This is a genomic window from Candidatus Poriferisocius sp., from assembly GCF_965208475.1.
Taxonomy (GTDB): domain Bacteria; phylum Actinomycetota; class Acidimicrobiia; order Acidimicrobiales; family Bin134; genus Poriferisocius.
Window position 1 is genome coordinate 1,080,405 of record NZ_OZ242338.1, and the last position, 26,190, is coordinate 1,106,594.

Genomic DNA, 26,190 nt, shown 5'->3' on the forward strand with positions numbered 1-26,190 from the left:
ACCTACTATTCGGCTAGCTAGGTTCGCGACAGCGTCAACCTAGGAATGACCACGAGAGAGAAGTCCATGGACCCACACGACCCGCTTGACGGCTTGAAGATCATCGACTGCGACTCCCACTTCACCGAGCCGCCTGAGTTGTGGACTTCGCGGGCACCGGCAGCAATGCAAGACCGAGTACCGGTGCAGAAGACCGTCAACGGCGTCACCGCCTGGTACCTCGACGGCGAGCTGTGGGCCAGCACCGGCGGCAACACCATCCAGACGGGCCACGAGAAGATCCTGGGCAGCCATGTGGTCCAGCCCTTCGACGTAATCGACACCAGTGCCTGGGCGGTGAAGGAACGGCTCGAGCTTTGCGACGAGATCGGGGTCCATGCCCAGATCCTCTACCCCAACGGCGTCGGCTTCTCGTCGAACCACGTCTTCGCCATCGAGGATCTGGCCCAACGGCGGATGGTTCTGGAGATCTACAACGACTTCTTCGTCGACGTGCAACACGAATCCAACGGCCGGCTGTTTCCCCAGGCCATGCTGCCGATCTGGGACATGGAATTCACCGTGGCCGAGATGGCCCGGCTGCTGGACAAGGGCATCACCGGGTTCACCCTCTCCGACAAGCCCGAGATGGTGGGCCTTCCCGAGCTGTGGGAGCCCTATTTCGAGCCCATGTGGGACGTGTTCAACCAAACGGGAGCGGTGGCCAACTTCCACATCGGCGCCGGCATGAGCCGGGCCGAGATGGAGACCATCCGGGGCGCCCGCTTCCAACAGGCCCGGGTCGGCGGTGAGGTCGGCCCTGAGGACCTCCCCCGCCCCATCCCCGACGCCCCCAAGACCTGGTGGGGCCAGTTCGACCACCAGCGCCGGCTGGCCATCCACGCCACCCAGATGTACATGAGCAACGTGCGCATCATCGTCAACCTGTGCATGAGCGATCTGTTCGACCGCTATCCCAACCTCAAGGTGGTCTCCGCGGAGAGCGGCATCGGCTGGGTCCCGTTCATCCTCGAAGCCCTCGAGTACCAGTACGACGAGATGGTCACCGAGGCCCACGAGGTGGCCGTCTGTGCCCGCCGCCCCCGGGAGTACTTCAACGACCACATCTGGGTGATGTTCTGGTTCGAGAAGTCGGCCCCGGCCAAGCTCATCGAAGACATCGGGGTCAAAAACGTTCTGGTGGAGACCGACGTCCCCCACCCGACCTGCCTGTACCCCTCCACCCGGGAGCACTTCGCCCGGGTGCTGGCCGACGTCGACCCCCATGTGAGGCGCCGAGTGCTCCAGGACAACGCGGCCGAGCTCTACGGCATCGAGGTCTAAAGGCTTCCATGCAGTTCGGCATGATCATCAGCGACGTGCCGCGTGAGGTTGACCCGATCGAGCAGTTCGACGGCATCCTGCGCCAAGTGGAGGCCGGACAGCGCAACGGCCTCAGCCATTTTGTGATCGGGCAGCACTTCTTGTACGGCGACCTGCGCTGGCTCCAGCCGGTCCCCCTCCTGGCCCGCCTGGCCGCGGAGATCGACGACCACGTGCGGCTGGCCGCCACCGTGCTGCTGGCCCCCAAGTACCACCCGGTGATCCTGGCCGAGGAACTGGCCACCCTCGACATCGTTACCCGGGGAAGGCTGGACATCGGCCTGGGGCTCGGATACCGGAGCGAAGAGTTCGACTTGATGAATGTCCCGTTCAACAAGCGTGTGAGCCTGTTCGACGAGTGCCTCGACATCATGAAGCTGTGCTGGGCCATGGAGGACTTCGACTACCACGGCCAGCATTGGCGGATTCAGGGCGCTACCCCTCATATACAGTGCGTGCAGCAGCCCCATCCCCCCATCTGGATGGGAGCGCACTCCCGCAAGGGGGCTCGGCGGGCTGGCCGAGTGGGTGACCGCTTCATCATCCCGCCCGAATACGACATCGATGAGATGCGGGTCCGTTTGGGCATCATGGCCGCCGGATTTGCTGAGCGGGGCAAGCCGATGGGCCACCAACCCCTGCGGCGCAACGCCTTCGTCGGCGCCACTACCGAGCAGGCCATCGCCAGCTTTGTGGAAGTCAGCAAAGACCGCTATCTCACCTACGCCCGCAAGGAGCTCGACATATTGGACGAGGAAGCGCTCGTGAACAACTTCTTCGACGAGGTGAAAGGCTCGGTGGCCGTTGGCACGGCCCGAGAGGTGATCGACCACTTCACCGAGGTGGCCCGAGAGCTTCCGATAGACCCGTTCGTGGTCAAGCCCCAATGGCCCGAAATGCACATCGACGAGGTGATCGACTACCTCGACACCATGGGCCGCGAGGTCATACCCGCGCTGGCCGAAGTCCCGCCTATGCCCATCGAGGACATTCCTGCTTCGCTGGCTCCCGTGGCCGACGAGGTCGCCGAGGCATTGGAGGCCATGTGACATCAGCTTCATTCGACGAGGCCATCGCCCACACTCCGTTGGGCGAAGGCCTGTTCCGCGCCGCCACTCCCCCGTCGTGGATGGCCTCGGGCCGGGTTCCCGCCGGACTGGTGGAGGCGCAATTGATGGCCGGTCTCGCGGCCACGGTCACCGACCCCCAGTACCGGCCGCTGTCGTTCACCGCCCATCTGCTGCGGGCGCCGGGCGAAGGCGACTACGAGGTGCAGACCGAAGTGCTGCGCACCGGCCGCACCCTCGTGAGCACGGCGGCCAAAGTGGTGCAACAGGGCAAGCTGATCGCCACCGCGTTGGCCAGCTTCGCCACCGACCGGCCCAGCCCCGAGTTCGACGAACTGCCCATGCCCGAGGTGGCGCCGCCCACCCCAGGACGGGAGACGGACGGATTTGTGCCCGAATTCGCCTTTCCGTACGGCGACAACGTGGTCATGCAAGACCGCCTCGGACCGAAACCGTTCACCGCGCCCGACGGGCCCATGGAACGGGTGGGTTGGGCTGGCTTTATCCAGGCCCGCCCCATCGACGCCCCCGGCCTGCTGATGATCGGCGACATCGGGATGATGGGGTGGTGGGTGCGCCTCGACCGTATGTACACCACCGCCACGCTCGACCACACCACCTATTTCCGAGCCGATCTGTCCACCGTGCAGGCCGACGACATGGTGCTGCTGCGGTCGCGCACCGGGCTGGTGCGGGGCGGCTACCTAGATTGGGACCTCGACATCTGGGCCCCCGACGGCACGCTTCTGTGCCAGTCCCGCCAGATCCTGGCCATCCTCGGACAAAGCTGACATGACCCAGCCGGAGCCGCTTCGGATCGTGGACTTCTCGACCCACATGTCGGGGCCGCTGGCCTCGCACCTGCTGGTGGAGATGGGCGCCGACGTCATCAAGGTCGAACATCCTGTTCAGGGCGATGGCAACCGGGGGAACGAGCCCAAGATCGCCGGGATCAGCGACCTGCACTTGGCCCTCAATCCCGGCACCCGCAGCATCGCGGTCAGCACCCGCTCGCCCCACTGGGCCGACGTGGTGGCCGGGGTGACTGCGTGGGCCGATGCGGTAATCGTCGGCGCCCGCCCGAAGGACGCCGTCGGACGGGGCCTGGACTTCCACACCCTGCTCGAGGCCAACCCTGAACTGGTGTACTGCGTGATCTCGGGCTATGGCCTCACGGGACCGTGGGCCGAGTACAAGGCCCACGGCCAGAACATGGACGCGCTGGCCGGACGGGTCGACATCGAGTGGACCGACGGCCAGCCCCAGACCCGGGTCGGATGGCGCTCAGCCGGCGTGATGCTGGCCGGCGTCTTCGGCGCCATGGGGGTGCTGGCCGCCATCGTGAAGCGAGACCGGGGCGGCGGACCGCAGTTCGTGCATACTTCGATCTGGAACACCGCTCTGTGGTGGAACTGGCGCGACGTGAACACCTGGGCCAACAACGACGAGCCCTGGCACGAGTACCGCTCCCTCGGGTCGCGCTACTCCATGTATGCCACCTCCGACGCTCGGGCGCTGCTCATCTGCCCGTTGGAGAAGGTCGCCTGGGAGCGGTTCTGCGACTTGGCCGGGCTGGCCCAACTCCGAGATCGCGGGGAGTGGACCCACAGCATGGACTTCGGACACGACGACGAGTACCCGCTGATCGCCGAGGCCTTCAGCCGGCGTACTTTCGACGAGTGGAACCGCCTCCTCGACGAGGCCGAGATCCCGTTCGCTCCCATTCTCACCCTCGACGAGGCAGTCAACAGTGAGCACGCCCAGGTAAACCGAGTGCTCAGAGGAACCGAAGTGCCCGATGGCCGGGTCCAAATGGCGGCCTCGCCGGTGCAGCTTTCCTCCGATCCCGATGAGGCTGCTCTACCCAACCTCGCCGACTTGCCGCCACCCCCCGACCTCGGTGCCGACACCGACGAGATCCTGGCCGAAGTCGGCTTAGGCCAGCTCGTCGGAGAAGACCTCTCGGGAGATACGACATGACGAGGCCCCTAGACGGAATCCGGGTGCTGGACTTCACCCGCCACATGGCCGGCCCCTATGGCACCATGATCTTGGGGGACTACGGGGCCGACATCATCAAGGTGGAGAGCCTCCCCCACGGCGACGGCAGCCGAGGCATCGGCACCGCGTTCGTCGACGGGGAGAGCGCCCTGTTCCTCATCTGGAATCGGGGCAAGCGCAGCCTCGCTCTGGACATGCGCAAACCCGAAGGGCTCGAGGCCATCCACCGGCTGGCCGCCACCGTCGATGTGGTGGTCACCAGCTACCGGCCCGGTGTCGCCGACGAGATCGGCATTGGCTACGACACCCTGTCGGCCATCAACGATCAGATCGTGTATGTCTCCCTCACCGCCTTCGGCCCCAAGGGTCCGCTGGCCCCCTACCCGGGAACCGACCCGGTGGTCCAGGCGGTCTCAGGCGTGATGTCGGTAACCGGTGAGCCTGATCGGGGACCCAACCTGGTCGGCGTCCCGATGGCCGACTTCACCGGAGCCTTGGTCAGCGCCCAAGCCGCCATGCTCGGGCTGTTCGCCCGACAGCAAACCGGCAAGGGCCAGATGATCGACGTGTCGATGCTGTTTGCCCTGATGTCGTCGCTGACCACCCGGCTGGCTTCGCACTGGGTGGACGGCGGCGATCCGGAGCGCCACGGCAGCGCCCACAGCGTGGTGGTGCCCTATGAGGCGTTCCAGACCGCCGATGGCTACATCGTGGCCGGGGTATGGGGTGGCGCAGACGGGTGGGAGCGCTTCTGCCAGTCCATCGGGAAGCCGAAGTTGGCCACCGACGAGCGCTACCTGACCAACCAGCAGCGGGTGGACGCCCGGGCCGAGCTCACCGAGTACCTGCAAGGCATCTTCATCACCCGGACCAGCGCCGAGTGGGAGGAGTCGTTCAACCAGCACCGGGGGCTGTTCGGGCCGGTCCACACCTTTTCGCAAATCCTCAACCATCCCCAGGTGCAGCAGGCCGGGCTGGTGCAGTCGGTGGACCACGCCACCCTGGGCGAGATTCCGCAGTTGGGCCCGGTGATCGGCCTGCACGACACCCCCGGCGCGATCACCAGCCCCCCACCGGTGCTGGGCCAGCACAGCGAGGAGATCCTGGCCGAGGCCGGCTACAGCCCCGCGGAAATCGCAGCCATGGTCGAGGCTGGAGTGGCGGGCTCGGCCTGACCCCTACTGGCCCGAACCCAAATGCTGGCCCAGAGCTTCGGCCGCATCCCGGGTCTCGGCGGGGTCATAGGAGACGACCACCATGTTGACGACGTCGGCCCCGGCTTCGCCCAGCGCCGCCAGAGTGCTCACCGTGGCGTTCCGATCACCGAGGTCGAGCACGTTGGGGTTGTGACCCCCTACTGCCGCTGGCCAGGTGGTGGCCACGGTGAACGGCTGGTCGGCCCGGGCCGATTGCTTGCGCTCTTCGCGCAAAAAGCTCACGTGCTCCCGCAACCCATCTGGAGTCATTCGGGCGGCCAACCAGCCGTCTCCTACTGCTGCGGCCCGGCGGAGAGCGGGCCGCGAGTGGCCGCCCACGAAAATGGGCACCGGCGACTGCACCGGCTTGGGCCTCATGTTGAGGGGCAAAAACGAATGGGTCTCCCCCGCAAAGGAGGGCTGGTCTTGTTCCCACAGGGTGCGCAGGATCTCGATGCCGTCCTCCAGCAACTGCCGACGCCGGGGGTAGTCGGCACCGAGGGCGTCGAACTCCTCGCGGAGCCACCCGAGGGTTACTCCGAATATCACCCGTCCCCCCGACAAGTAGTCGAGAGTGGCCACGGCCTTGCCGACGATCACGGGGTTGCGCTGGGGAAGCACGCAGGCATTGACCGCGAGCCGGATGGTGGATGTCGCCCCGGCAACAAAGGCCAAGGTGGTGAGGGCCTCCATCCGGGGGTTGTCGGTGGGATAGGGGTACTTGCCATCGGCCGTGGTGGGGTTCGGCGAGGAGAACTCCACCGGGAATGCGATGTGGTCGCCCACCCACACCGAGTCCAGCCCGGCCAACTCTGCGGCTTGAGCGACGTCCACGATGTCTTGAGCCGTGGCCGGGCCTTCATAGGGCAGGCAGAGGCCGATCTTTGGACCCCGGTATGGCGTATTGTCCGATCCCATAGGCCCTGCCCTCCATTGGCCAGGGTTCAATAGCCCCCGATCAGGCAGAAGATGCGCCTAGATCGTCTCGAATTGCAGCGCCGAAAGGTTGAGTTCCGGTGACCGCGTGGAAAGCCGGAGCATCTCTACGCCGACAACATCCTCAGCCTGGTTGAAGTCCAAAACGACTCCGGGCACTACCTCAACGGACTCAACAACAGCAGAGTCATCGAGGCGAAGGTACAAAGCGTCGGCCTGCTTGTCGACTTGAAGTTTCATAGCTGTCCTCGCATTGAACGGTCAAAAAACGTGCTGACCACACGCCAGGGATCTGACTCGGTGTTGACCGCCACCCGCAACACTTTATCGCCGCGTTCGCGGATACGTATGAAGAAACGCTCTACAGACTCATCATGGGAGTCCCGTGTCCGCCGCTGAGGCGTCGCCACTGCCCGCTCCACCCACTCTGCGGGGATCCCGCGTTCCTCCATCACATGCAGTGCGTGCAGGGTGTATGCCAGCTTCATAGGGCGGGATGGTTCGTGCCGGACAATAGCGGGATCACCTCGGCGCCGAACCGCTTGAGTTGAGCCATGGCGTGGGCATGGTCGTATCCCGGCCACTGCGGTTTGTAGATGAAGTGCGAGTGCTCGACCTGGGCCATGAGGTAGGAGAGCCCCTCGGCCACATCAGAGGGGCTGCCGAGCACGAACCGGTTGTCCAGCCAATCGCGGTGGCCGAGGCCGTTGTCCACCTCGAGCCCCCACGAGCGATAGGTGCCATAGCGCGACGCCGCCCCCGACGACACTGCGGCTTCGGCTTCAACCGGGTTGTCGGCGATGTAGACCTCCCGGCGGACTGGGATGGCGGTGAGCGCTCGATGGCCGTGAGCCGCCCGCTCTTCCCGATAGGCCCGATAGAGATCGACGAGCTGCCGGTGGGTTGGAAACGGCGCGGCGTACCAGGCGTCGCCCAACCGGGCAGCACGGCGCACCGACGCCTCCACCTGGGCCCCGACCCAGATCGGAGGGTGGGGCTGCTGTACCGGAAGCGTGGACAACTCGATGTTGTCTAGCTGGTAGAAGCGGCCATAGTGGGTTAGGGGCTGCCCGGCCCACAGCCCTCGGATGACCTCCACTGACTCCTCGAATCGCTCGGTCCGGGTAGTGCGGTCTACGCCGAAGGCGTCGAATTCGTCTTGGCTGTAGCCGATCCCCACTCCCATGATCACCCTCCCGCCGGTCACCGCGTCCATGGTGGCCACTTCCTCGGCAACGGTGAGGGGATGATGCAAGGGCAGCAGCAGAACGCCGGTGGCGACTTCGACCGTCGGGAACTGCATGGCAATCGAGGTCAGATACGGGATGGGCTGGAGGTAGCGCAGCGTCGGTGCCGCAAAGTGCTGGCCGGCCACCACCAGGTCGAACCCATGATCCACGGCAACTGAGATCAGCTCGTGGTGCTCGGCGGTCTGCTGGCCTACGGGCACCGACCGGTCGTGTACCGAGGTCAACAGCAGGCCGAATCTCACCGCTTTCGACTGGTGTTCGACCTCCTTCGCCGACACCCCGCCCACTCGATCCTGCCCGCTGTCCACCCGGGCTATTTGTCGATGTCCCGGTGGATGACGAGGGGGCGGACGCCGAGTTCTGCGTTGTTGATGAGACGGCGGTTGATGTCTTCAGCCACGAAGACCGAGCGGTGGTGGCCCCCGGTGCAGCCGAAGGCGATGGTGAGATACGACTTGCCCTCCCGCACGTAGGCGGGCACCAGCATGGTCAATAGATCCTCGGTCTTTTGCAGGAAGGTCTCGGCCATGGGCTGGCCGTTGAGCAGGAAGTCCTTCACCGCCTCGTGTTGACCGGTGAGCGGGCGGAGCTCTTCCACCCAGTGGGGGTTGGGCAGAAAGCGGCAGTCCAACACCAGGTCGGCATCGAGCGGGATGCCGTGCTTGAAGCCGAACGACATGATCCGGGTGGTCACCGACTCGGGCCCGGCGTCCAAGTCGAACACCTCGTCGATGAAGCGGTTTAGCTGGTAGATGCTGTACTCGGAGGTGTCCACCACCACATCGGCCTCGCTGCGCAGGTTGACCAAAGCCTCACGCTCGGCCTCGATGGCGTCAGACACTCCCATCGGCGGGACGCTGGAGAACGGATGTCGGCGCTTGGTGCTCTCGAATCGCTTCACCAGCTCAGGGGTTGAAGCATCAAGGAAAAGGATGCGCACCGATCCCTCGGCTGAATCCTTGAGCTCGACCAGTGCGGGGGCCACATCCTCGTAGTAGAGGTTCAGCCCCAGCACCAGGCCCACCCGGGAGACGCCGCTGTCGGGGGCGTCGGCGAACTCCCGCACCTTGGGCAGCAGCGCAGGCGGCAGGTTGTCCACCACATACCAACCCAGGTCTTCGAAGTGGTTGGCAGCCTGTGATCGGCCAGCGCCCGACATCCCGGTGATCACCACGAACTCGGCCACCACTTCAGGCTAATGGCCGAAATGGGATTGCTCTTGGTATTCCCGAATCCCGGGGGTGAAAGGACGGATTAGGACGACTGGGGTTCCTTCCGGCACACCAGCACCAGCAGGCGGGGAATGGTCTCGGCCTGGACGTATTCCGGGGCCGCGGCCAGGAACCCCGGCGGCGGGGCGGGCTCCAGCATGCGGTCGATGGCCAGCCCTGCGTCGCGCAGTGCATTGACGTATCGGCTGAGCGGGCGGTGTACGAAAGGCAGGAACACATCCTTTTGCACCTCTTCGATCATCACGCTCTCCCGCAGATACGGACCAATCCGCCAGTACTGCTCGGGCGGGTCGAGAATGTGGTCGTCGATCCACCCGCTGTCGGGGGTTTGCAGTAGTGGATGATTCAAGAACAACAGGAACCGCCCGCCGTCGCGCAGCATCCGGGCGGCCTCGGCCACTGCGGCGTCCATGGCGTCGATGTGCTCGAACACCAGACAGGCCACTGCGGCGTCGAACGACTGATCAGCCAGCGGCAGCGCCTCGGCCTGTCCTCTGGCGTAGACCGCTCCCCCTCCCCGGCAGGCGGCCTCGACTATCTGCGCCCGTGTGGGGTCGACCCCGACTGCCAGGGACGCTCCCAGCCCGGCCGCTAGGCGGGAAAGCTGCCCCTCGCCGGCGCCGATGTCCAGCACGCGGTCGTAACCGGCCAGAAGCTCAGCGGCCAGCGGAACGATCAGCTCGGCGTACTCGGGGTCGGCCCCATCGGTACACTGCGACTGCCACCATCCGGCGTGTTGCTCCCACAGGCCATGATCCGGGGCTTCGCTAGAGGGCTCTCCGGTCATTGCGGGCCGTGGAGCTTCTCGTACACCGCATGGGCCACCGCGTCGGGGAGCCAGCTCAGCCCCATCAAGTCGTCGAGCGAGGCCCGCTCCACCGCTCGCACTCCGCCCAGCTCTTTGACCAACCGGGTTCTGCGGGTCGGGCCGAGGCCTTCGATCCCATCTAGCGACGACTTCGTCATCCGCTTGCCCCGCAGGTGGCGGTGATAGTCGTTGGCGAAGCGATGGCTCTCGTCTCGAATGCGCTGCAACAGGTACAGGCTCTCCGACGGTCGGGGAATCTCCACCGGTTGGGGTTGGCTGGGCACGAACACCTGCTCGAACTCCTTGGCCAGCCCGGCCGGAAAGATCTCGCCGTCTAGGCCCAACTCGGCCAGCACCCGCTCGGCCACGCCTAGTTGCCCCTTGCCGCCGTCCACCACCAACAGCTGAGGCGGATAGGCGAACTTCCCCCGCTCTTCCACCGGCCGATCCCGCTCGGCCAGGTAGTTGGACAACCGGCGGGTGAGCACCTCCTCCATGGCTGCGTAGTCGTCGTTGCCGTCCACCGTGCGCACCTTGAACCGGCGGTATTCCGACTTGCGGGGCAGCCCGTCTTCCATAACCACCATCGAGCCCACATAGTCCGAACCCTGGAGGTGGCTCATGTCGTAGCACTCGATCCGCAGCGGGGCCTCGGGCAGGCCCAGGCACTCTTGAAGGTCGTTGAGCGCCCGCGCCCGGCTGTTGTGATCTGTGGTCCGCTTCAGCCGGTGGCGGGTGAACGCATCGGCCGCGTTGCGGGCCACCGTCTCTTGAAGCTTGCGCTTGGCCCCCCGCTGGGGCACCGAGATGCCCACCTTGGACCCCCGCTGCTCCCGCAGCCACTCCTCGTACAGCTCCTGGTTGTCGGGCAGGTCGGGTACCAGCACCTGCTTGGGGCCGCCCAGCGGGTTGTCCTCGAAATACAGCCTTTCCAGCACCCGGCTCACCAGCTCGGGGCGGCTGAGTTGGCCGGCTTTGTCCACGATGAACCCCCGCCGGCCCATCACCCGGCCCTTGCGGACGTAGAACACCTGGCAAGCGGCCTCCAGTTCGTCGTCCACCAGGCCGACCACGTCGTAGTCCTCCGAGCGGCCCCCCACCATTTCTTGGCCCTCGATGGCCTTGCGCACGCTGGCCAGCCGATCACGGCAGCGGGCGGCCTGTTCGAACTGCAAAGCGGCCGCGGCCTCGGCCATGTCGTCCTCCAGCCGCTTCACCACCTCATCGGTGTCGCCACCCAGGAAGGCCAGCAGGTCGTCCACCAACTCGTCATAGTGCCCCCGCTCCACTTCGCCCACGCACGGTCCGGCGCACTTCTCTATGTGATACAGCAAGCACGGTCGGCCCAGCCGGGCGTGGTGGTTGAACTTGTTGTCGCTGCATGTGCGGATGGGGAAGGTGCGCAGCAGTTGGTCGAGGGTCTCGCGGATGGCGTAGGCGTGGCCGTAAGGGCCGAAATAGCGGTTGCCCTTCTTCTTGCGACCCCGGATGACCATGGCCCGGGGCCACTCGTCCACCATGGTCACACACAGGAACGGGTAGCTTTTGTCGTCCCGGTAGCGGACGTTGAACCGGGGCTGGTGCTGCTGGATGAGGCTGTACTCCAGCATCAGCGCCTCCACCTCGGTATCGACCTGAATCCACTCCACCGATTCCGCCTCGGCCACCATCTGGGCGGTGCGGGGAGCCAGGTAGGCCGGGTTCTGGAAATAGCTGCCCAGCCGGGACCGCAGGTTCTTGGCCTTGCCCACATAGATGAGGCGTCCGTGCCGGTCTTTGAACTGGTATGAGCCCGCGGCGTCGGGGATGGTGCCAGGGGGCGGGCGCTTCAACATGCCCTTCCCATCCTATGAGCCGGACCAGCCCCGGTTGCCCTTGAGTCGACCCTGTCGTTTGCCCTTTGACTCTGTGTTCGGGACGGGTATCATTTTCCCCACGCTGGCCAGGTTTCCGGCGACATATCTAACTCTGAGGCCGACATCCCCGTGGCGAGGCGACCTGGCTGCCCCCACCGGCCGCTAATTGGAGTTCTCTAACCTCACGGAGGTTTCCAAAACATGTTGCGCGTTCAGCGACCGCTACCTGAGCGGTACACAGCGGCATCGCCCGAACAGTTGGCGAGTTGGATCGCCGACGCCAAGGAGACCCTGGGCGACCGGCTGTTCATTCTCGGACACCACTACCAACGAGACGAGGTCATGGCCTGGGCCGATGCCCGGGGCGACTCCTTCCGTCTGTCGGTGCTGGCCCAGCAGCGCCCCGAAGCCACCTACATCGTGTTCTGCGGCGTCCACTTCATGGCCGAATCAGCCGACATCTTGACCGGCGACCACCAGCAGGTGGTGCTCCCGGATTTGAACGCGGGCTGCTCCATGGCCGACATGGCCGACATCGACCAGGTGGAAGAGGCTTGGGAAGAGCTGGCCAGGGTGACCGACATCGACCAAGTGGTGCCCATCACCTATATGAACTCGGCCGCCAACCTGAAGGCGTTCGTGGCCCGCCACGGCGGGGCGGTGTGTACGTCGTCAAACGCCCGAGCGGTGCTCGACTGGGCACTGAAGCGAGGCGACCAGGTGCTGTTCTTCCCCGACCAGCACCTGGGGCGCAACACCGGGTTCGACATGGGCTACGACGAGGGCAACATGGCGGTGTGGAATCCCCGCTTCGACCTGGGGGGCCTGACCGAGGCCGAGTGCAAGGAGTCGGTGCTGTTGCTGTGGAAGGGGCACTGCTCGGTACACCAGCGGTTCCAGCCCGACCACGTGGCCGCCTTCCGGGCCGAGCACCCCGACGGGATCGTGGTGGTCCACCCCGAATGCAGCCGGGAGGTGTGCGCCCTAGCCGATCAGGTGGGCTCCACCGACTACATCATCAAGGCGGTGGCCGCGGCTCCTTCTGGCTCGGTGATCAGCGTGGGCACCGAGATCCATCTGGTGAACCGGCTGAACGACGAGATGCCGGACAAGACGGTGGTGTCGCTCGACCCGCTGATCTGCCCGTGCTCGACCATGTTCCGCATCGACGCCGCCCATCTGGCCTGGACGCTGGAGGGTCTGGCAGAGGGCAAGGTGCGCAACCGCATCACCGTGGACCCCGAGACCGCGGCCGACGCCCGCATCGCTCTCGACCGGATGCTCAGTATTACCTAGTTCTCCCGGTCCACGCTCAGCTCGGCGTAGCGCTCCACCGCGTGGTGGTAGTGCTGCAAGCTCGGCTCGTTGCGCCCGAACAGCACCTCGGCGGTGGCCCCGCTCTTGAGGGCGTTTTGGATCTGGAAGCCCACCCAGTAGTCCTCGTCGCGCACGGCTTGGAGCACTAGGGCGCTGAACTGCCCGGCTGCTTCGCGCTCTTCATCAGTGGATGGCTCGTGGCGGCACAGCACTGTTTGGATGGTGAGGCTGGTGTCGACGGTCGGGCCGGGAAACAGCTGGCTCAGCAGGCAGTAGTCGCCCAGGATCCCGGAGATCGAGACGTTGGGGAAGATCGAGTGGATCAAGCGGATGTGCTCGTCGAGGTTCCACTCATCCTCGGGCTGGCCGACCAGCTTGGGCAGCGACTTGCGGCCGAACACGATGCGCTGGTGGGGACCCCAGGTGTCGTGGGCCATGAGATTGCCGATGGTGTTCAGCCCGACGGTCTTGGGGTGGAGCCGCTCCTGGTGGTAGCCCTCCAGGTAGCCGTCCCATGCCACCTTCCAGCCTGGGCCGTCGAGGGTGCGCTGCTCGTAGATGTGCCACTGGTCGAGGTCGAGGGCGGCGACGTAGGGGGCGAAGTCGCCCAGAAAGGTGTCGATGTCGAAAGTGACACCGGGCGTGAGGCAGGCGAACACGAAGCCTGCTTTCTCGGCACAAGCCAGTGGGGTGAGCGACAGGTGGTCTCGGTCGACGTCGCCGAAGGTGTGGGCCCCGAACATGCCCACCAGGTCGCCGGCGGTGTCGTAGGACCAGGCGTGGTAGGGGCAGCTCAGCCGCTGAGCCGACCCCGATCCGGGCTCGCACAGCGGCGACCCCCGGTGGCGGCAGACGTTCAGAAACGCCCGGGCCGCGCCGTCGGCCCCTCGGGTGAGCAGCACCGGAACGCCCATGACGTCCATGGCCTTGTAGGTGTTGGGGCCGGGCAGCTCCGATCCGAGGGCCAGCGCCAGCGGCAGGTGCTTGAAGATGCGGCCGGACTCGAACTCGAAGCGTTCTTGGTCGAGGTAGGCGTGGACCGACTGGCGCATCACGTCGGGGGCCAGGTCGGTGGTGTCGTCCTGCCACAGATCGAAGACCCGGCGGGTCAAGTCCCGGATCGCGTCGTCGGTGTAGGCCATCAGTCAACCCTACCCAGTGGGGAAATCTGACTTGGAACCAGACTGGGCCGCTGTTGCGGCCGGTCTTCACGACTGGCGGGCCAGGTATTCCTCGCGCAGGGGCTTCTTGTAGAGCTTGCCGGTGGGCAGACGGGGGAAGTCGGCCCGGAAGTCCACCTCGCGGGGCACCTTGAAGCCGGCTAGCTGCTGGCGGACGTAGCTGCGCAGCTCTTCGGCCAGGGAATCGGACGGCTCGATTCCGTCCTCGAGCTGCACCACGGCGTGGACGTACTCCCCCATCTCCTCGTCGGGCAGCCCGAACACAGCCACATCGGCCACCTTGGGGTGCAGGGCGAAGCAGGCCTCGATCTCCTGGGGGTAGATGTTGACCCCCCCGCTGATGATCATGAACGTGGCCCGGTCGGTGAGATAGAGGTAGCCCTCTTCATCGAGGTAGCCGACGTCGCCCACCGTGGACCAGTTGTCGTGTCGGGGATGGCGGGAGTCCTTGGTTTTCTCCGGGTCGTCGTGGTACTCGAAGGTCGGTGATTCCCGCTCGAAGTAGACGACGCCGGATTCTCCGGGTCCGAGCTCTCGGCCGTCGTCGTCGCAAATGTGGGGGATTCCCATGATCGCCTTGCCCACCGACCCCTTGTGCCCAAGCCAGTCTTCGGCGCCGATGAAGCACAGCCCGTTGCCCTCGGTGGCGGCGTAGTACTCGTGGACGATCGGACCCCACCACTCGATCATCTGCTCTTTGACCGCTACCGGGCAAGGAGCAGCAGCGTGGACCGCCATCTTCAGCGACGAGAGGTCGTTGCGGTTGCGGACCTCCTCAGGCAGCTTGAGCAGGCGGATGAACATGGTGGGCACCATCTGGGTGTCGGTCACCGAATACTGCTCGACGTAGGCCAAAAAGCGCTCCGGGTCGAAACGGTCCATGATCACCAGCGTGCCGCCCAGCTCGTGTACCCCGGCGCTATACATGAGGGGGGCCGAGTGATACAGCGGTGCCGGGGTGAGATACACCGAGCTCTCATCCATTCCCAGGAGGTGGTGCTCAAGCATGCCGATGCCCGAGAGGCTGGAATCGTCGATGGCGAGGCCGGTCAGGGGGCGCAGGATCCCCTTGGGCCGGCCGGTGGTGCCCGACGAGTACAGCATCACCTCGCCCTTGGGCAAACGGAGCAGCGGCTCAGCGGGCATGGCGGCCACCGCGTCTTCGTATGACTCGAAGCCGTCGGCGGCGCCGTCGATCATCAGCTTGTGCTGGCAATCGGGGATGATGTCGAGCATCTTGGTGGCAGGATCGGCCATCGCCGCGGTGGTGATCAGCGCGGTGGAGCCGCTGTCGTTCACCAGATAGGCCGCTTCTTCAGGCGACAGATAGCGGTTGATGGTGGTGAAGTACAGCCCCGAGGTCATCGCCGCCCAAAAGGCCTCGTAGAAGCGGCGGTTGTTCTCGGCGAATATCGAGATGTGGTCGCCCTCCCGCAACCCCCGCTCGTAGAGGAGCTGGGCAAGCCGGTTGACGGCGTCGTTGAGCTCCCGGTAGGTGGTGACCTCCCCCGTGGAGGCCATGATCTGCGCCGCCTTGTCCGGCATGGTTTGGGCGTGCTTCCCCGGATACATGCGTGGCCTACTCCCCTGTAGTGGAAGGCCAATTCTGCACGTCTACTTCAGGCATGGGAAAGTCCCTGACGTTTGCCGTGGCCAGCGCCGCTCCGACACCAATTGCTGCGGCGGCTATTAGACAATCCGCTTGGTGAAGGGTGATGCCTTCTGCCGCGTATTCACGTCGCCAGCGACCCGCCCGTCGAGCTTCGGCAACTCCTATCGGGGCGAGCCTAAGCGCCTCGACCAAACGGCTTGCTGCCATCTCTTCCTCAGCGCGCAAACCACGCCAGATTTCCTCAATCGATATCGCAGATACCCACGGGTCGACCCCTTGTCGCCTCAGTGCTCTCAGACGTTTTGCCGCGGCCCGTTCCCTTAGCGCGTCGATCAGCACTGTTGTGTCAAGAAGCAGGCGCGACACACTCAGCCCGACCGTCTCGGGTCGCTGCGCCGCTGCTCCCGAACCCACGCAGCGGGCTCTTCATCCCACTCATGTCCGCTGTCGGCAATAGATCCCAAAGACGCTTCAATTTCATCCCACCGTCGCTCATCTTCAAGAGTGCGACGAATCAAAGCGGCAATAAACGCGCTCCGTTTGCGAGGACCAGCTCTGCGATCCAAGTCTTCGACCAACTCGTCCTCAAGCTGTATGTGTAATCGCATGTGCTCAAATATACACATGATCAAAGATGACCGGACGGCCGACAAAGAAGACCAGAATCCTCACAACTCGTTGCAACCGCGGAAACCGGGGTCGGGGCCACCGCGCCTGGGAGGGGCGAAGAAGTCGTTCTCATCGTCTTCGAGCCGGTTGCACTTGCGCAGCATGGCCCGCCGCTCAGCTTCCAGGAACAGGTAGCGGGCCACGTCGTCAGGCGTGTCGTCGCTGGTGAACAGGTCACTGGCCACCGGATCCCGCATGAGCTCTCGTCGGATGTCATCTTTGGTTACCGCCGTCCCATCAGGTCCGACGACCCGCACTTTCTTCAGCTTTCGCCGGTACCACTTGTTCCTCAAGTAGGGGTACAACAACCCCAGGTTGAACATCATCAACCCGAGAGACCCGTACGACGCCACCATCAGGCCCGTGCCCATCATGAGCTTTCCTCGTTGTGCGAACTGCCTGGGCACCCTGATCACCGGGTGCGATAATATCTAGCTATTACAATATATATCCATATATTATAAGTCAAATGAATATTTCGACATTGGGTCAGCAGTATGAATCCTTCCAACCCGCAGTGCCTCGCTCAAGCTAGATGACACGAGACGAAAAGCGATTGCAGAGAATCCGGAACAACCCGGATGATGTTTCGTGGGCTGACCTGGTCGCTGTTTGCGACCTATGCTTTGGCAAGCCGCGGCGACGCAAGGGCAGCCACCTGATCTATAACACTCCGTGGATGGATCACCCTTTGCTGGTTCTTCAGCCCCGCAAAGGCAAGGCGAAGCCCTATCAGGTACGCCAGGCGCTCCGAGCGTTAGATGAGAAGGAGAAATGCGATGGCAACTGATCGGTATCGGTTCTGGACCGAGTGGTCTGATGAGGATGGCGAGTGGGTCGGCCTGTGCGACGGGTTTCCCCTAATCAGCTGGCTGGAGCCAGATCGGGAAGCGGCGGAGTCAGGCATCCGGGCTCTGGTCGCCGAAGCCATCGAACTCCTACAGGCTCAAGGCAAGCCGCTGCCAGAGCCTGGAGTGACGTGGCCGCCTCAAGTGGCAGCGCAGCACCTTTAGGTCGATAGGAGAGCCCAAGTGGGAATAGCACGGACGCGCCCCTGGAACGCATCGGATCACCTGCGGACTGAGGACGACATGGTTGCCTACTTGGATACCGTTCTCGCCGAGAGCAACCCAGAATTGACGGTCGCTGCCCTCAAGGACATCGCCCGCGCCCAAGGCAAGGCAGAGGTCGTAGAGGATGCAGGGCTCATGCCCGACGAGTTGTCAATCTGCAAGGATCTCGAACTCGGGTCAGTACTCAAGGTGCTTGACGCCCTCGGCCTACGCCTCCTTGCCGCTCCAGCGTCTCGCCCCTGACTGACTGTCAATCTCCCAAGCGATGACTAAACGGGGAGCAATCGAGCCAAATCGCCGTCAGGGCAGCGCCAATCAGGCAATAGACTTTTGGTGTGACCCAATCTTACCATCCCGAGACAGAACCTCGTCACGGGCACCACCAGGGCCCAGACCGTGAAGCCTGGCTCGACCGCTGGCACCACCTTCCCCACGTCAACCCCGACAAGATGCACCGCGACATCGACCAGATCATCGATCCTTCGCTGTGACCTGCGATACGGCCTAGGCCGAGTGCCCGTCCCCAATCCCGGACGGTCGTGAAACTGTATGTCCCGCGATCTTTGCTATGACCCTGACTACGAATGCCAGTCCCAAGAACTAGCAGAATTGATGACCCTTGTGGCCTACCTGGGACACGTCACCGACAAGTTGGTCGTCGACCTCGCCACCGTGAGTTCCTACGCCGTCGATGGCACGTCAGTGGTGGTTCCCCAGCGTGTGACTCCCGAGCGTCACGAAATGACTGTCAAGAAGTCCCGCAGCCAGGAAACCGGCATACTTCATCCCGGAAGTGAGAAATTCGAGGCCACAATCAGTCAGTCCTCCTCAGAGGACCAGGCGCCACTGCGCCAACTTCTTCAATGGGCTCGTGACCTCGAGAAACAGGGCCTTGTCAATCTCGCCACGTACGAAGGGAAGGGATCCAAGCGGTTCACCCTCCTGCCGCGGCTCAAAACTGAGAACGCCGGCCTAGTCACCATTTGGAACGACGGAGGCACCTCCCTCCAGTTCTGGAGAACAGTTTTTAAAAAGAAGGCACCTGACTTCATCGAGCAAATCGAGAATCTAGCGGAAACCCGGATTGGCCAGGGGAACACGACCCGAAATATCAGCGATGAACTGCTTGCGGCTCTGACCGAGGCCTACGCAGCAGCAGCCAAGTAGAAGAACCCTCCTATCATTGAAACGATGGTGGAGCACCATGACGATTGATCAATACCGGTTCTGGACCGAGTGGTCTGACGAGGATGACGAGTGGGTCGGCCTGTGCGACGGCTTCCCCTTGATCAGCTGGCTGGAACCGGATCGGGAGGCAGCAGAGGCGGGAATTCGGGCTGTGGTTGCCGAGACGGTCGAGCACTTGCTGGCTCGGGGCAAGCCACTTCCTGAGCCAGGCGTCGAGTGGCCGCCAAAAGCACCCGCTTCCCAGGCCGGCCGATCTGACCCGCCGGCACCTGAACGAGCCGAGTGAAGCCGGCCACTGAGAATTCGACCGATCACTCAAGGCCGCTCGGTAGGCCACATATTCTACTCTTGATCCAGCGCACTCATGAGCCAGTCAGGAAGGACTGGCTCGTCATCGGTCTGAGTAGATTCAAAATATATTGGTTGCGGCTGCAATGCTGGATCCGTCATATCAAGGAGAGGGATTTCTCCTCTCTCGTCGAGTTGTTGCCGCTTACGCCTATCAGCTATTTCGGCCCTGTACTCTGCCGACTGTTCCCTAGCTTGCTCGAACACTGAGGACATTATACGGACACCCGCATCATGATCTGTTGCAAATACAAGCACATAGACAGGAGAGCCACGCTCATTCCTCATCTCAATTGATAGCGTTTGCCGGTAGCCCAATACATATTGGAGCCTATGTCGAAAGAGATCTGTGTACAAACCTCGAGCGTCGTTCGCACTAAGTCCATATTGAATGCGCCTGTTAAAGATCTGTCGCCAGACTGATGTCCCGTAGAAAGTAGTTGTCGATAGGGATAAAGTTTCATCTAGTCCCATGGCAGAATCCCATCCTGCTAAACGAGGAATACTAGTGTGAGACAGCAAGATAAGCATCTCTGCTTTTGTCCGGGCTTGCGAATTCTTGAAAGAGGCCAGGGATGAGAGTGTTGTCCATGACAATTCAAATGCATCTGGATCAATAAATGCGAAAGTAGGCGACCAGTCCAGTCCCTCACTTCTTAACTCTGACAGGGATTGGGCAATTGAGGCATTACAGTCCCCTGGTATCACCCTGTATCGTTCATCTCCTGGGAACTGCTGATCCAAATGGTTGCCAAGACTCTCAGCCTTGGATTCCAACTCAAAAAAACGCAAATGAGTGAATGCCGGCTCCGTCCTGAGCGCACGAACCGTCGAACCTTCAAAGGTCCTATTGGGCTGGTCACGGCGCACGTTGAGGATCGACCCTGCGAACAGATCAAGATACAGGACCGTTTGTGCAGACCTAGATGCAGTCGTGAAGCGTTTCAAGTACCTCTCTAGTGCGTCCAGCTTGACTTCACTCCAGAAGCCCCATTCTCGATTCACCTGGCTCAAGGCTGCTTATACCTGCTCTCAGTAGACGCAAGTTGCTTGGCGTGTAGAGTCCGGAACTGTAGACGGCATTTCATCGTAATGGGTATCGTCTAGTGTGCGGCCGTTTGCCTTGGGGGTGCGGCCACCCCATTGTTTGAAGAAGAAGGCGGTGTCGGTAACGGCACACTGGTCGCGTAGGTCACGGACCCATGCTTCTTCTATGGAACGGGCACCGTGGCCGCTCTCGCCTCCGGCGATCAGCCAGCTGATTCCTGAGAGGTCGAGATCAAAGAGCGGGCCTAGCAGAGGCTCGGCGCTGATGAAGCGGACTGCGGCATCTACGGAGCGGAGGTGGTCGATTCTGAAGATGTAGCGGTCGTTCTCGACAGTAACACCCATCCACACATTCGAAGGCCAATCCAACTCTTCGGCGAGAGCAGCAAGGCGTTTCGAGCGTTTAGTCAGGATTTGATAGGTGTGCTGGGGAGTGTCGGCCATGACGGCGAAGACCTTCTGGATGAACTCCAGCGGCACGTCTTTGTGAAAGAGGTCGCTCATTGAGTTCACAAAGACCAAACGAGGTGCTCTCCAGCGGTAGGGAAGCTCGAGTTGGTAGTCGTGAAGGGTCAGGCCGAAGCCTGGGCCGCTGGACTTGGGGTCGCCGTCGTTCTGGTACTTGGGGTTGCCCATGGCCTTGAGGCGCTTGGCAAGGGTGAGCGCGTAGCAGTTGTCGCAGCCCACGGAGACGCGATCGCATCCGGTGGTTGGGTTCCAAGTTGTCTCGGTCCACTCGATACCGGTTCGATCGGCCATGACCGCTGCCTTTCGGTCGCCAAGTTATCCACAGGCCGTGCAGAAGGGTGGAGAATACTCCCAAGGAGTGACATGTACCTACTTCGCTTCAGCTTGACGTACCAGTGCCGGGAGGCTCACCGGCTGTCGCGAGGTTTTCGGCGAGGGCTTGGATCTCGGTGAGGGCGGATTGGAGGTCTTCGGCGATTTCTGCGGCGAGGACGGCGGGGGCGGGGAGGTTGTCGATGTCTTCGAGGCTTTCGTCCCGGAGCCAGAAGAGGTCGAGGCTGACCTTGTCGCGGGCGATGAGCTCGTCGTGGGTGTAGCGCTTGAAGCGCTCGGACTCTTGGCGTTGGTGGCGGTTGGCGGGGTTGTAGCAGGCTACGAAGTCGTCGAGGTCGGGCCTGGTGAGCGGGTTCTGCTTGAGGGTGAAGTGCTTGTTGGTGCGGAGGTCATAGACCCACAATTCTCTGGTCCAGGCTTGCTCGGCACCTTCGCGGCGGCGGAAGAACAGAACGTTGGCTTTGACCCCTTGGGCATAGAAGATGCCGGTGGGGAGGCGGAGCAGGGTGTGGACGTCGCAGTCGTGTAAGAGTCGACGGCGGATGGTCTCGCCGGCGCCAGCCTCGAACAGCACGTTGTCGGGGACTACCACCGCGGCTGTGCCGCCGACCTTGAGCAGGCTGACGACATGCTGGACGAAGTTGAGCTGCTTGTTCTTGGTGGTAGCCCAGAAGTCCTCGCGTTCGTAGCTGTCGGAGGAAGACCGGCCGAAGGGCGGATTGGTCAGCACCATGTCGAAGCGCTCTCCGGGGTCGTCGCGCAGGGCGTCATCCACGTTGACGGGAGAATCGGACTCTGGACTCTCGATGCCGTGGAGCAGCAGGTTCATGGCGCAGAGTCGGGCAGGCAGGTCGGCGATCTCCCAGCCGGTGAAAGCCCCGGAGCGGAGGTGGGCGGCCTGGTCGGGAGTCAAGTTCGGGAACCGCCCGACAATCGACTGGTAGGCACCGAGAAAGAAGCCGCCGGTCCCGCAGGCTGGGTCGCAGATACGGTCGCCAGGCTCGGGGAGCATCACATCGACGATTGCGGTAATCAGGGCCCGAGGCGTGAAGTACTGCCCCGCTCCCCTGGCACCCTCTTGGGCTGTCTTCTCGATCAAGCCCTCGTAGGCGTCGCCCTTGAGGTCGGCGTCATAGCTCATCCACTCGTGCTGGTCGATGAACTCCTTGATGAGCTGCTCCAGCTTGGCCGGGTTCTGGATCCGATTGCGGGCCTTGCGGAACACCACGCCGAGCATGTCGTCGGCTGATCCGAGTTCCGTGAGGGTCTTGTTGTACTGGGCTTCTAGCTGCTCACCAGACCGGTTCAGCAATGTCGGCCAGTCGTAGCCGATGGGCACCACCCGCTGGCCCAGCAGCTCGTGCTGCTCATCGGCCATCTTGAGGAACAGCAGGTAGGTGAGCTGCTCCAGGTAGTCGCCGTAGGACAGCCCGTCGTCTCGGAGCACATCGCAGAAGTCCCACAGCTTCTGCACCATGGCCTTGGGGTCAGAGGTCATCAGCCCCTCACCGTGTCAGAGCGCAGCAACCGTTTCCAACCACGTTAGGAGAGTTTCGCGATAGTTTCGACTGCTCTGTTTTTCAGACTTGTCGAAACTCTGGAGAAACCGATGGCTTCCGAGATCAAATCTGCGCTCAAGCGAATTGGTGGCGGTTCCGTTTGTTGATATGCACGTTTCGTACATGAAAGAACTGGCAGTGAGCGAGGCGCGGAACCGACTGGCTGAGGTGATCGAGGAGTGTCGACGGTCGGGCGAGCCGGTCTCAGTGACACGGCGTGGCCGACGGGTCGCCGTGATCTTGGACTCTGACGCCTTCGACCGACTTGTCGATATTGCAGACAACATTGAGGATCGCCGAGAACTCGAGGCAGCTCGGGCCGAAGACGACTATGTGCCCTGGGACGAGGTCAAGGCCGCGCTGGAACTCGGGTGAGCTGCTATCGCGTCGAAGTTGCCAGGTCATCGACGCCCGCCTGATAGTTCAGGTGATCCAAGTCGGCCGACTCACAGCAGGATCGCATCAACCAAGATCCGTTGATGACGCTCTTTCAAACCGCCTCTGGAAATGACGTCCACTTTGCAGCCCAAGAATTCCTCTAGCTCGATGTTCAAGCCCGCTTGGTCAAGCAGTGAACTGCCGTTCTCAAAGGTTGCCAGGAAATCGCAGTCGCTAGCGTCTGTGTCCTCGCCACGAGCCACCGATCCAATGAGGGCAATACTGTGCGCCTTGTTGCGCGCGGCGATATCGCTGATCGCTTCACGTCTGAGCGTCAATATCTCGTCGCGTCGGCTCATGGTTGCCATCGTATGGCGTTTAGCCCCTTATCCGCCGTCGGATACCGCTCACCTATGACCCCGTGGCTTGCTCATGTCTGAACTGGGGCACCTCGGCAATTTCTTCGAGGCTGGAGCTCACTCGCCAAGACGATGCAACGCGACGGCATGTCGCTGCGTGATGAACTCGGCGGCAGCCGCAACGCGGTCGCGATGATCGGCCTTGGCGATGTACTCGCGTACTGCCCGCCGCGCCACTTCTTGCATCGACGTACCTTCGAACGCCGCTCGCTCTCGTAAAGCGTTCTGCTCATCCTCGGTCAGTCGGAGCGTCATAGCCATCAGTGCATGGTATTGGCCAGAAACCACACTGCCCGTTACTACAGGCCGTCGTCTCTGAGCACAACGCGGATGTCCCACCAACTTTTCACCATTGGCACCAGGTCATAGCAGGGCAGTGAGAGCCGGTAACCCCTCGCTAGCCAGCGCGCGCTGTCGGTTGGTCTGTCATGGCTCTGGGGAGCACAAGCAAGTCCATCTCTCCGGGTTTTGATGCCCGGTCACCGTATAGCGACGTCTGGGTGGGTCGCCGGAAAGGGGCCGGAGTCACGTCGACATCTCGGCCGCTGGCGATCTCAGCCAAGATCGGAAGCACTACGTCAAACGTTCTCTCACGGGCATCGCAACGCACCAGCCATGCAGCATCGGGATGAGCCCTCTGCCCCGTCGCCGATAACACTCGGCACAGCATCTTTCGGTACGCGGCCAAATCGACGTGCTTCTGCTTAGAGTCCCACTTCGGCAAAGGGGGGCCCTCCCCGATCGCCCACAATCTCAACCAGCTGTCGGCTTTGTAGTCAGTAACCCCGCTGTATGGGGGCGACGTCACTACTAGTCGGGCTAACTGGGTCGCTTGCCCCAAGTTGGTGGCCGAGTCGCCAAGGGCCACGGTTACGCCACTGTTGTGGGACCTCAGGGGGATTCCCTTCTGGTAGCGCCAGTCGACTCTGGTGTTGAGAAAACTGACGGGGTCGACTTCGGGTGGTGTCTCATAGCCGTTCTCGTTCCACCATCGCACGCAGTAGAGCGGCGACATAGACCGGCAGTGTCGCATCTGGTTCGAGAGTCCCTGGGGGATCTTGCTATGCAGGTAGTGGAGGATCAATGCAGCGACGGTGCGGTCAATGGTGTCATACCGCCATCGCAGCTCGCGGCGGGCGGCGTGCAGGAACCCCAGAACGGTCTGGCAGAAAGCGAGACTCTGGAACTCCGATCTGGGTTCGCGGTCTTCCGGCAAAGTGGACTCGGCGATTTCGCCGATGCGGTATTTGACCGTTTCAGGGTCGGGCGCGGGGGCTGTCTTGGTCGCGGCGTACACCCAGGCGACCGGGTTTATCTCGCACGCGAGAGCATCCCTGCCGGCGACCATGGCGGCATAGGGGGCGGTGCCTCGGCCACAAAAGGGGTCCAAAACCAGGTCTCCGGGGCGGGTGAAGCGGTCTATGGCATCCTGCGCGAAGCTGAAAGGGAACATCGCGTAGTAGGGGCCCAGACGGGCCCACCGGGCCTCGGGGGTGGCGAACCCTACACCGCAGTCGGAAATCGGCTTGGTCGCAGCGGCTGTCATCGGTCTGAAAAGATGGAGGCCAGAATCTCTGTGCCGCGGTGCAGCGGTACAGCGGCGTGAAGATGGGCTCGCGCCAGCGGGGCGAATCCGTCTTTATAGAGGTGGGTTCCCAACTCGTCGATGAGGTCCAGAGCGTCACCAGCGCGCGGGTACGCGTCCTCCTCCACACATGCCGGGTCTGCTCCTTGGTCGTTGACAATGGGCAGCGTCAATGCGGCGTGCTGTCCGCTCCGTGACTTATACATCAGGTGTCGGCCGTAGTAAGTATCCTGCCCATGGGGCTTGGCATCCGGCGGTCGCAAGGCGATGTGCTGGTGGATGTAGCCAACGTCGGGGGCCATCACCGTGCCGGGTTCCAGTCGGCCTCGCTCGCCGCGGGCTGCGGACCAGTCAAGCGCCTCGAGATGGTCCATAAACAGCCCGTGCTTCTCGACTCCCAACAGGAGCACTCCCGCTCCGCCCTTTTGCAGGGAGAGCTGGTGGAGACGGGTTAGTTCGTCCTGTATGTGCTTCTTCAGCCACGCCGCCATGCCGAAGATGGCCAGCGGACCGTCCATGATGAATCCGATACCGTCGAGCACGTCAAACCGATCGTGTCTCTCGAACCAGCGGATTAGGTTGACCATCGAGAGATGCTCTACGACGATTCTCACCATCGTGAAGGCCTGCTCGCTGCTGCCGTAGTCCTCGAACCTCTCGTGGCAGCGTAGCGAGTCCGACGGATATACCGTCTCTCCGCAGGCTCCGCAGCTCGTCGGCTCAGATTGCGGGGTCACATGCTGGTCACAGGAATCGCCGGGACACTGGATGGGTTTCGCCCGGTCGTTGGTGATGGCTCGCAGCGTATCCAGCAGCGTCTCGTGGTCACCCGAGAGGGTCGCTCCGCTGATCTCGCGGTGCACGACTTGGCGGAAGAATCTCTTGGGCGTGTCCGCGCCAACGGACTTGCCAATGACGTTGCGTCCGGGCAGCACGGCGCTGAGGGTGTTCCACTTCTCGAGTTCTCTGATGGCGGCGGGGCTCGGGATCGGCTCGGTGGCGCTCTTTCCCATTTGGGCCAGTTCCCGCAGCCCGGCCAACGCGATCACGACTGCGGCAATGTTCAGCAGCGATGCCTCAGCTCCTGGGTGGCCGTTCTCGACTCTCGATGTCACAGACGAGCCGTCAATGGCGATTAGGCGCTTCACCCTTGTCGACCCGCGGCGCGGCGCAATGGTCACGGGTAGCGCTGCTGAGATGGCGGATGTTGACTTCTTGATCTCGCCATCGAAATCGCGCACGGCGGGGTTGTCGACTAGCCGGGCCAGCGTGTGGCCCGTGGCGAACTCACCGTCGTAAGGCACT

The 26,190-nt window shown here is 63.0% G+C and carries 30 protein-coding genes; 12 read left to right on the forward strand and 18 right to left on the reverse strand.

The window, feature by feature from the left end:
- Positions 1–66: 66 nt before the first annotated feature.
- Genes ACOGXA_RS05030 through ACOGXA_RS05050 form a run of 5 tightly spaced genes read left to right on the forward strand, consistent with a single transcriptional unit; the run spans position 67 to position 5,605 of the window.
- On the forward strand, positions 67–1,323 hold the full coding sequence (locus ACOGXA_RS05030) for an amidohydrolase family protein (protein WP_419926186.1): 1,257 nt from the start codon (positions 67–69) through the stop codon (positions 1,321–1,323).
- Positions 1,324–1,331: 8 nt separating this feature from the next.
- Positions 1,332–2,411, forward strand: a complete 1,080-nt coding sequence (locus ACOGXA_RS05035; RefSeq protein WP_419926187.1) for an LLM class flavin-dependent oxidoreductase — start codon at positions 1,332–1,334, stop codon at positions 2,409–2,411.
- Entirely contained in the window at positions 2,408–3,220 is an 813-nt protein-coding gene (locus ACOGXA_RS05040) for an acyl-CoA thioesterase (RefSeq protein WP_419926188.1), read from the forward strand. Before ACOGXA_RS05035 ends, ACOGXA_RS05040 begins: the two co-directional genes overlap by 4 nt.
- Position 3,221: 1 nt before the next feature.
- The gene (locus ACOGXA_RS05045; RefSeq protein WP_419926189.1) at positions 3,222–4,409 is read left to right on the forward strand and encodes a CaiB/BaiF CoA transferase family protein; all 1,188 of its coding nucleotides are present in this window, start codon (positions 3,222–3,224) and stop codon (positions 4,407–4,409) included.
- Complete coding sequence (locus tag ACOGXA_RS05050) at positions 4,406–5,605, forward strand: CaiB/BaiF CoA transferase family protein (protein ID WP_419926190.1); 1,200 nt, start codon at positions 4,406–4,408, stop codon at positions 5,603–5,605. The genes ACOGXA_RS05045 and ACOGXA_RS05050 overlap by 4 nt, the downstream gene beginning before the upstream one ends.
- A gap of 3 nt (positions 5,606–5,608) precedes the next feature.
- Here the strand turns inward: ACOGXA_RS05050 and ACOGXA_RS05055 are convergent, their stop codons facing one another.
- The 7 genes from ACOGXA_RS05055 to uvrC form a co-directional block, all read right to left on the reverse strand.
- Entirely contained in the window at positions 5,609–6,544 is a 936-nt protein-coding gene (locus ACOGXA_RS05055; RefSeq protein ID WP_419926191.1) for an LLM class F420-dependent oxidoreductase, read from the reverse strand.
- Positions 6,545–6,601: 57 nt separating this feature from the next.
- Positions 6,602–6,802 (reverse strand): DUF2283 domain-containing protein, encoded by a 201-nt coding sequence (locus ACOGXA_RS05060; protein WP_419926192.1) that lies wholly within the window; start codon positions 6,800–6,802, stop codon positions 6,602–6,604.
- A complete protein-coding gene (locus tag ACOGXA_RS05065) occupies positions 6,799–7,050 on the reverse strand; it encodes a DUF4258 domain-containing protein (protein ID WP_419926193.1) in 252 nt (83 codons plus the stop codon). The genes ACOGXA_RS05060 and ACOGXA_RS05065 overlap by 4 nt, the downstream gene beginning before the upstream one ends.
- A complete protein-coding gene (locus tag ACOGXA_RS05070; protein WP_419926194.1) occupies positions 7,047–8,120 on the reverse strand; it encodes an LLM class flavin-dependent oxidoreductase in 1,074 nt (357 codons plus the stop codon). Before ACOGXA_RS05070 ends, ACOGXA_RS05065 begins: the two co-directional genes overlap by 4 nt.
- Before the next feature lie 5 nt (positions 8,121–8,125).
- Positions 8,126–8,998, reverse strand: coding sequence for an RNase adapter RapZ (gene rapZ / locus ACOGXA_RS05075; protein ID WP_419926195.1), 873 nt, complete (start codon positions 8,996–8,998; stop codon positions 8,126–8,128).
- 68 nt (positions 8,999–9,066) lie between these two features.
- Positions 9,067–9,831 carry a class I SAM-dependent methyltransferase gene (locus tag ACOGXA_RS05080; protein ID WP_419926196.1) on the reverse strand — a complete coding sequence of 255 codons (765 nt, stop codon included), beginning with the start codon at positions 9,829–9,831 and terminating at the stop codon, positions 9,067–9,069.
- Positions 9,828–11,687 carry an excinuclease ABC subunit UvrC gene (uvrC, locus tag ACOGXA_RS05085; RefSeq protein WP_419926197.1) on the reverse strand — a complete coding sequence of 620 codons (1,860 nt, stop codon included), beginning with the start codon at positions 11,685–11,687 and terminating at the stop codon, positions 9,828–9,830. The genes ACOGXA_RS05080 and uvrC overlap by 4 nt, the downstream gene beginning before the upstream one ends.
- Positions 11,688–11,909: 222 nt before the next feature.
- Between uvrC and nadA the strand changes: the two genes are divergently transcribed.
- Entirely contained in the window at positions 11,910–13,004 is a 1,095-nt protein-coding gene (nadA, locus tag ACOGXA_RS05090; RefSeq protein WP_419926198.1) for a quinolinate synthase NadA, read from the forward strand.
- Here nadA and ACOGXA_RS05095 read toward each other — a convergent pair.
- The 4 genes from ACOGXA_RS05095 to ACOGXA_RS05110 all read right to left on the reverse strand — a co-directional run bounded on the left by ACOGXA_RS05095 (position 13,001) and on the right by ACOGXA_RS05110 (position 16,858).
- Positions 13,001–14,167, reverse strand: coding sequence for an aromatic ring-hydroxylating oxygenase subunit alpha (locus ACOGXA_RS05095; RefSeq protein WP_419926199.1), 1,167 nt, complete (start codon positions 14,165–14,167; stop codon positions 13,001–13,003). The two genes, nadA and ACOGXA_RS05095, sit on opposite strands and share 4 nt — an antisense overlap.
- Before the next feature lie 66 nt (positions 14,168–14,233).
- On the reverse strand, positions 14,234–15,778 hold the full coding sequence (locus tag ACOGXA_RS05100; protein ID WP_419926200.1) for an AMP-binding protein: 1,545 nt from the start codon (positions 15,776–15,778) through the stop codon (positions 14,234–14,236).
- Positions 15,779–15,785: 7 nt separating this feature from the next.
- Positions 15,786–16,232: a PIN domain-containing protein gene (locus ACOGXA_RS05105; RefSeq protein ID WP_419926201.1), complete on the reverse strand. Its 447-nt coding sequence runs from the start codon at positions 16,230–16,232 to the stop codon at positions 15,786–15,788.
- 254 nt (positions 16,233–16,486) lie between these two features.
- Complete coding sequence (locus tag ACOGXA_RS05110) at positions 16,487–16,858, reverse strand: hypothetical protein (protein ID WP_419926202.1); 372 nt, start codon at positions 16,856–16,858, stop codon at positions 16,487–16,489.
- A 408-nt stretch (positions 16,859–17,266) separates the two neighbouring features.
- Between ACOGXA_RS05110 and ACOGXA_RS05115 the strand changes: the two genes are divergently transcribed.
- From ACOGXA_RS05115 to ACOGXA_RS05135, 5 genes are all read left to right on the forward strand, one after another.
- Complete coding sequence (locus ACOGXA_RS05115) at positions 17,267–17,500, forward strand: antitoxin HicB (protein WP_419926203.1); 234 nt, start codon at positions 17,267–17,269, stop codon at positions 17,498–17,500.
- An 18-nt stretch (positions 17,501–17,518) separates the two neighbouring features.
- The gene (locus tag ACOGXA_RS05120) at positions 17,519–17,803 is read left to right on the forward strand and encodes a DNA-binding protein (protein WP_419926204.1); all 285 of its coding nucleotides are present in this window, start codon (positions 17,519–17,521) and stop codon (positions 17,801–17,803) included.
- Between the two features lie 92 nt (positions 17,804–17,895).
- Positions 17,896–18,051 (forward strand): hypothetical protein, encoded by a 156-nt coding sequence (locus ACOGXA_RS05125; protein WP_419926205.1) that lies wholly within the window; start codon positions 17,896–17,898, stop codon positions 18,049–18,051.
- A 121-nt stretch (positions 18,052–18,172) separates the two neighbouring features.
- On the forward strand, positions 18,173–18,727 hold the full coding sequence (locus ACOGXA_RS05130; protein ID WP_419926206.1) for a hypothetical protein: 555 nt from the start codon (positions 18,173–18,175) through the stop codon (positions 18,725–18,727).
- A gap of 37 nt (positions 18,728–18,764) precedes the next feature.
- A complete protein-coding gene (locus tag ACOGXA_RS05135) occupies positions 18,765–19,034 on the forward strand; it encodes a hypothetical protein (RefSeq protein ID WP_419926207.1) in 270 nt (89 codons plus the stop codon).
- A 56-nt stretch (positions 19,035–19,090) separates the two neighbouring features.
- Here ACOGXA_RS05135 and tcmP read toward each other — a convergent pair whose 3' ends face one another.
- The 3 genes from tcmP to ACOGXA_RS05150 form a co-directional block, all read right to left on the reverse strand.
- On the reverse strand, positions 19,091–20,101 hold the full coding sequence (gene tcmP / locus ACOGXA_RS05140) for a three-Cys-motif partner protein TcmP (RefSeq protein ID WP_419926208.1): 1,011 nt from the start codon (positions 20,099–20,101) through the stop codon (positions 19,091–19,093).
- 27 nt (positions 20,102–20,128) lie between these two features.
- Positions 20,129–20,902: a DUF5131 family protein gene (locus tag ACOGXA_RS05145; protein WP_419926209.1), complete on the reverse strand. Its 774-nt coding sequence runs from the start codon at positions 20,900–20,902 to the stop codon at positions 20,129–20,131.
- An 88-nt stretch (positions 20,903–20,990) separates the two neighbouring features.
- The gene (locus tag ACOGXA_RS05150; protein WP_419926210.1) at positions 20,991–22,442 is read right to left on the reverse strand and encodes a type I restriction-modification system subunit M; all 1,452 of its coding nucleotides are present in this window, start codon (positions 22,440–22,442) and stop codon (positions 20,991–20,993) included.
- A gap of 184 nt (positions 22,443–22,626) precedes the next feature.
- Between ACOGXA_RS05150 and ACOGXA_RS05155 the strand changes: the two genes are divergently transcribed.
- Positions 22,627–22,878 carry a type II toxin-antitoxin system Phd/YefM family antitoxin gene (locus ACOGXA_RS05155; RefSeq protein WP_419926211.1) on the forward strand — a complete coding sequence of 84 codons (252 nt, stop codon included), beginning with the start codon at positions 22,627–22,629 and terminating at the stop codon, positions 22,876–22,878.
- 71 nt (positions 22,879–22,949) lie between these two features.
- Here the strand turns inward: ACOGXA_RS05155 and ACOGXA_RS05160 are convergent, their stop codons facing one another.
- From ACOGXA_RS05160 to ACOGXA_RS05175, 4 genes are all read right to left on the reverse strand, one after another.
- On the reverse strand, positions 22,950–23,240 hold the full coding sequence (locus ACOGXA_RS05160; RefSeq protein ID WP_419926212.1) for a nucleotidyltransferase family protein: 291 nt from the start codon (positions 23,238–23,240) through the stop codon (positions 22,950–22,952).
- 117 nt (positions 23,241–23,357) lie between these two features.
- Positions 23,358–23,561: a DUF6290 family protein gene (locus ACOGXA_RS05165; protein WP_419926213.1), complete on the reverse strand. Its 204-nt coding sequence runs from the start codon at positions 23,559–23,561 to the stop codon at positions 23,358–23,360.
- A gap of 136 nt (positions 23,562–23,697) precedes the next feature.
- Positions 23,698–24,846, reverse strand: a complete 1,149-nt coding sequence (locus tag ACOGXA_RS05170) for a DNA methyltransferase (protein ID WP_419926214.1) — start codon at positions 24,844–24,846, stop codon at positions 23,698–23,700.
- Positions 24,843–26,189 (reverse strand): hypothetical protein, encoded by a 1,347-nt coding sequence (locus ACOGXA_RS05175; RefSeq protein ID WP_419926215.1) that lies wholly within the window; start codon positions 26,187–26,189, stop codon positions 24,843–24,845. Before ACOGXA_RS05175 ends, ACOGXA_RS05170 begins: the two co-directional genes overlap by 4 nt.
- Between the last annotated feature and the right edge of the window lies 1 nt (position 26,190).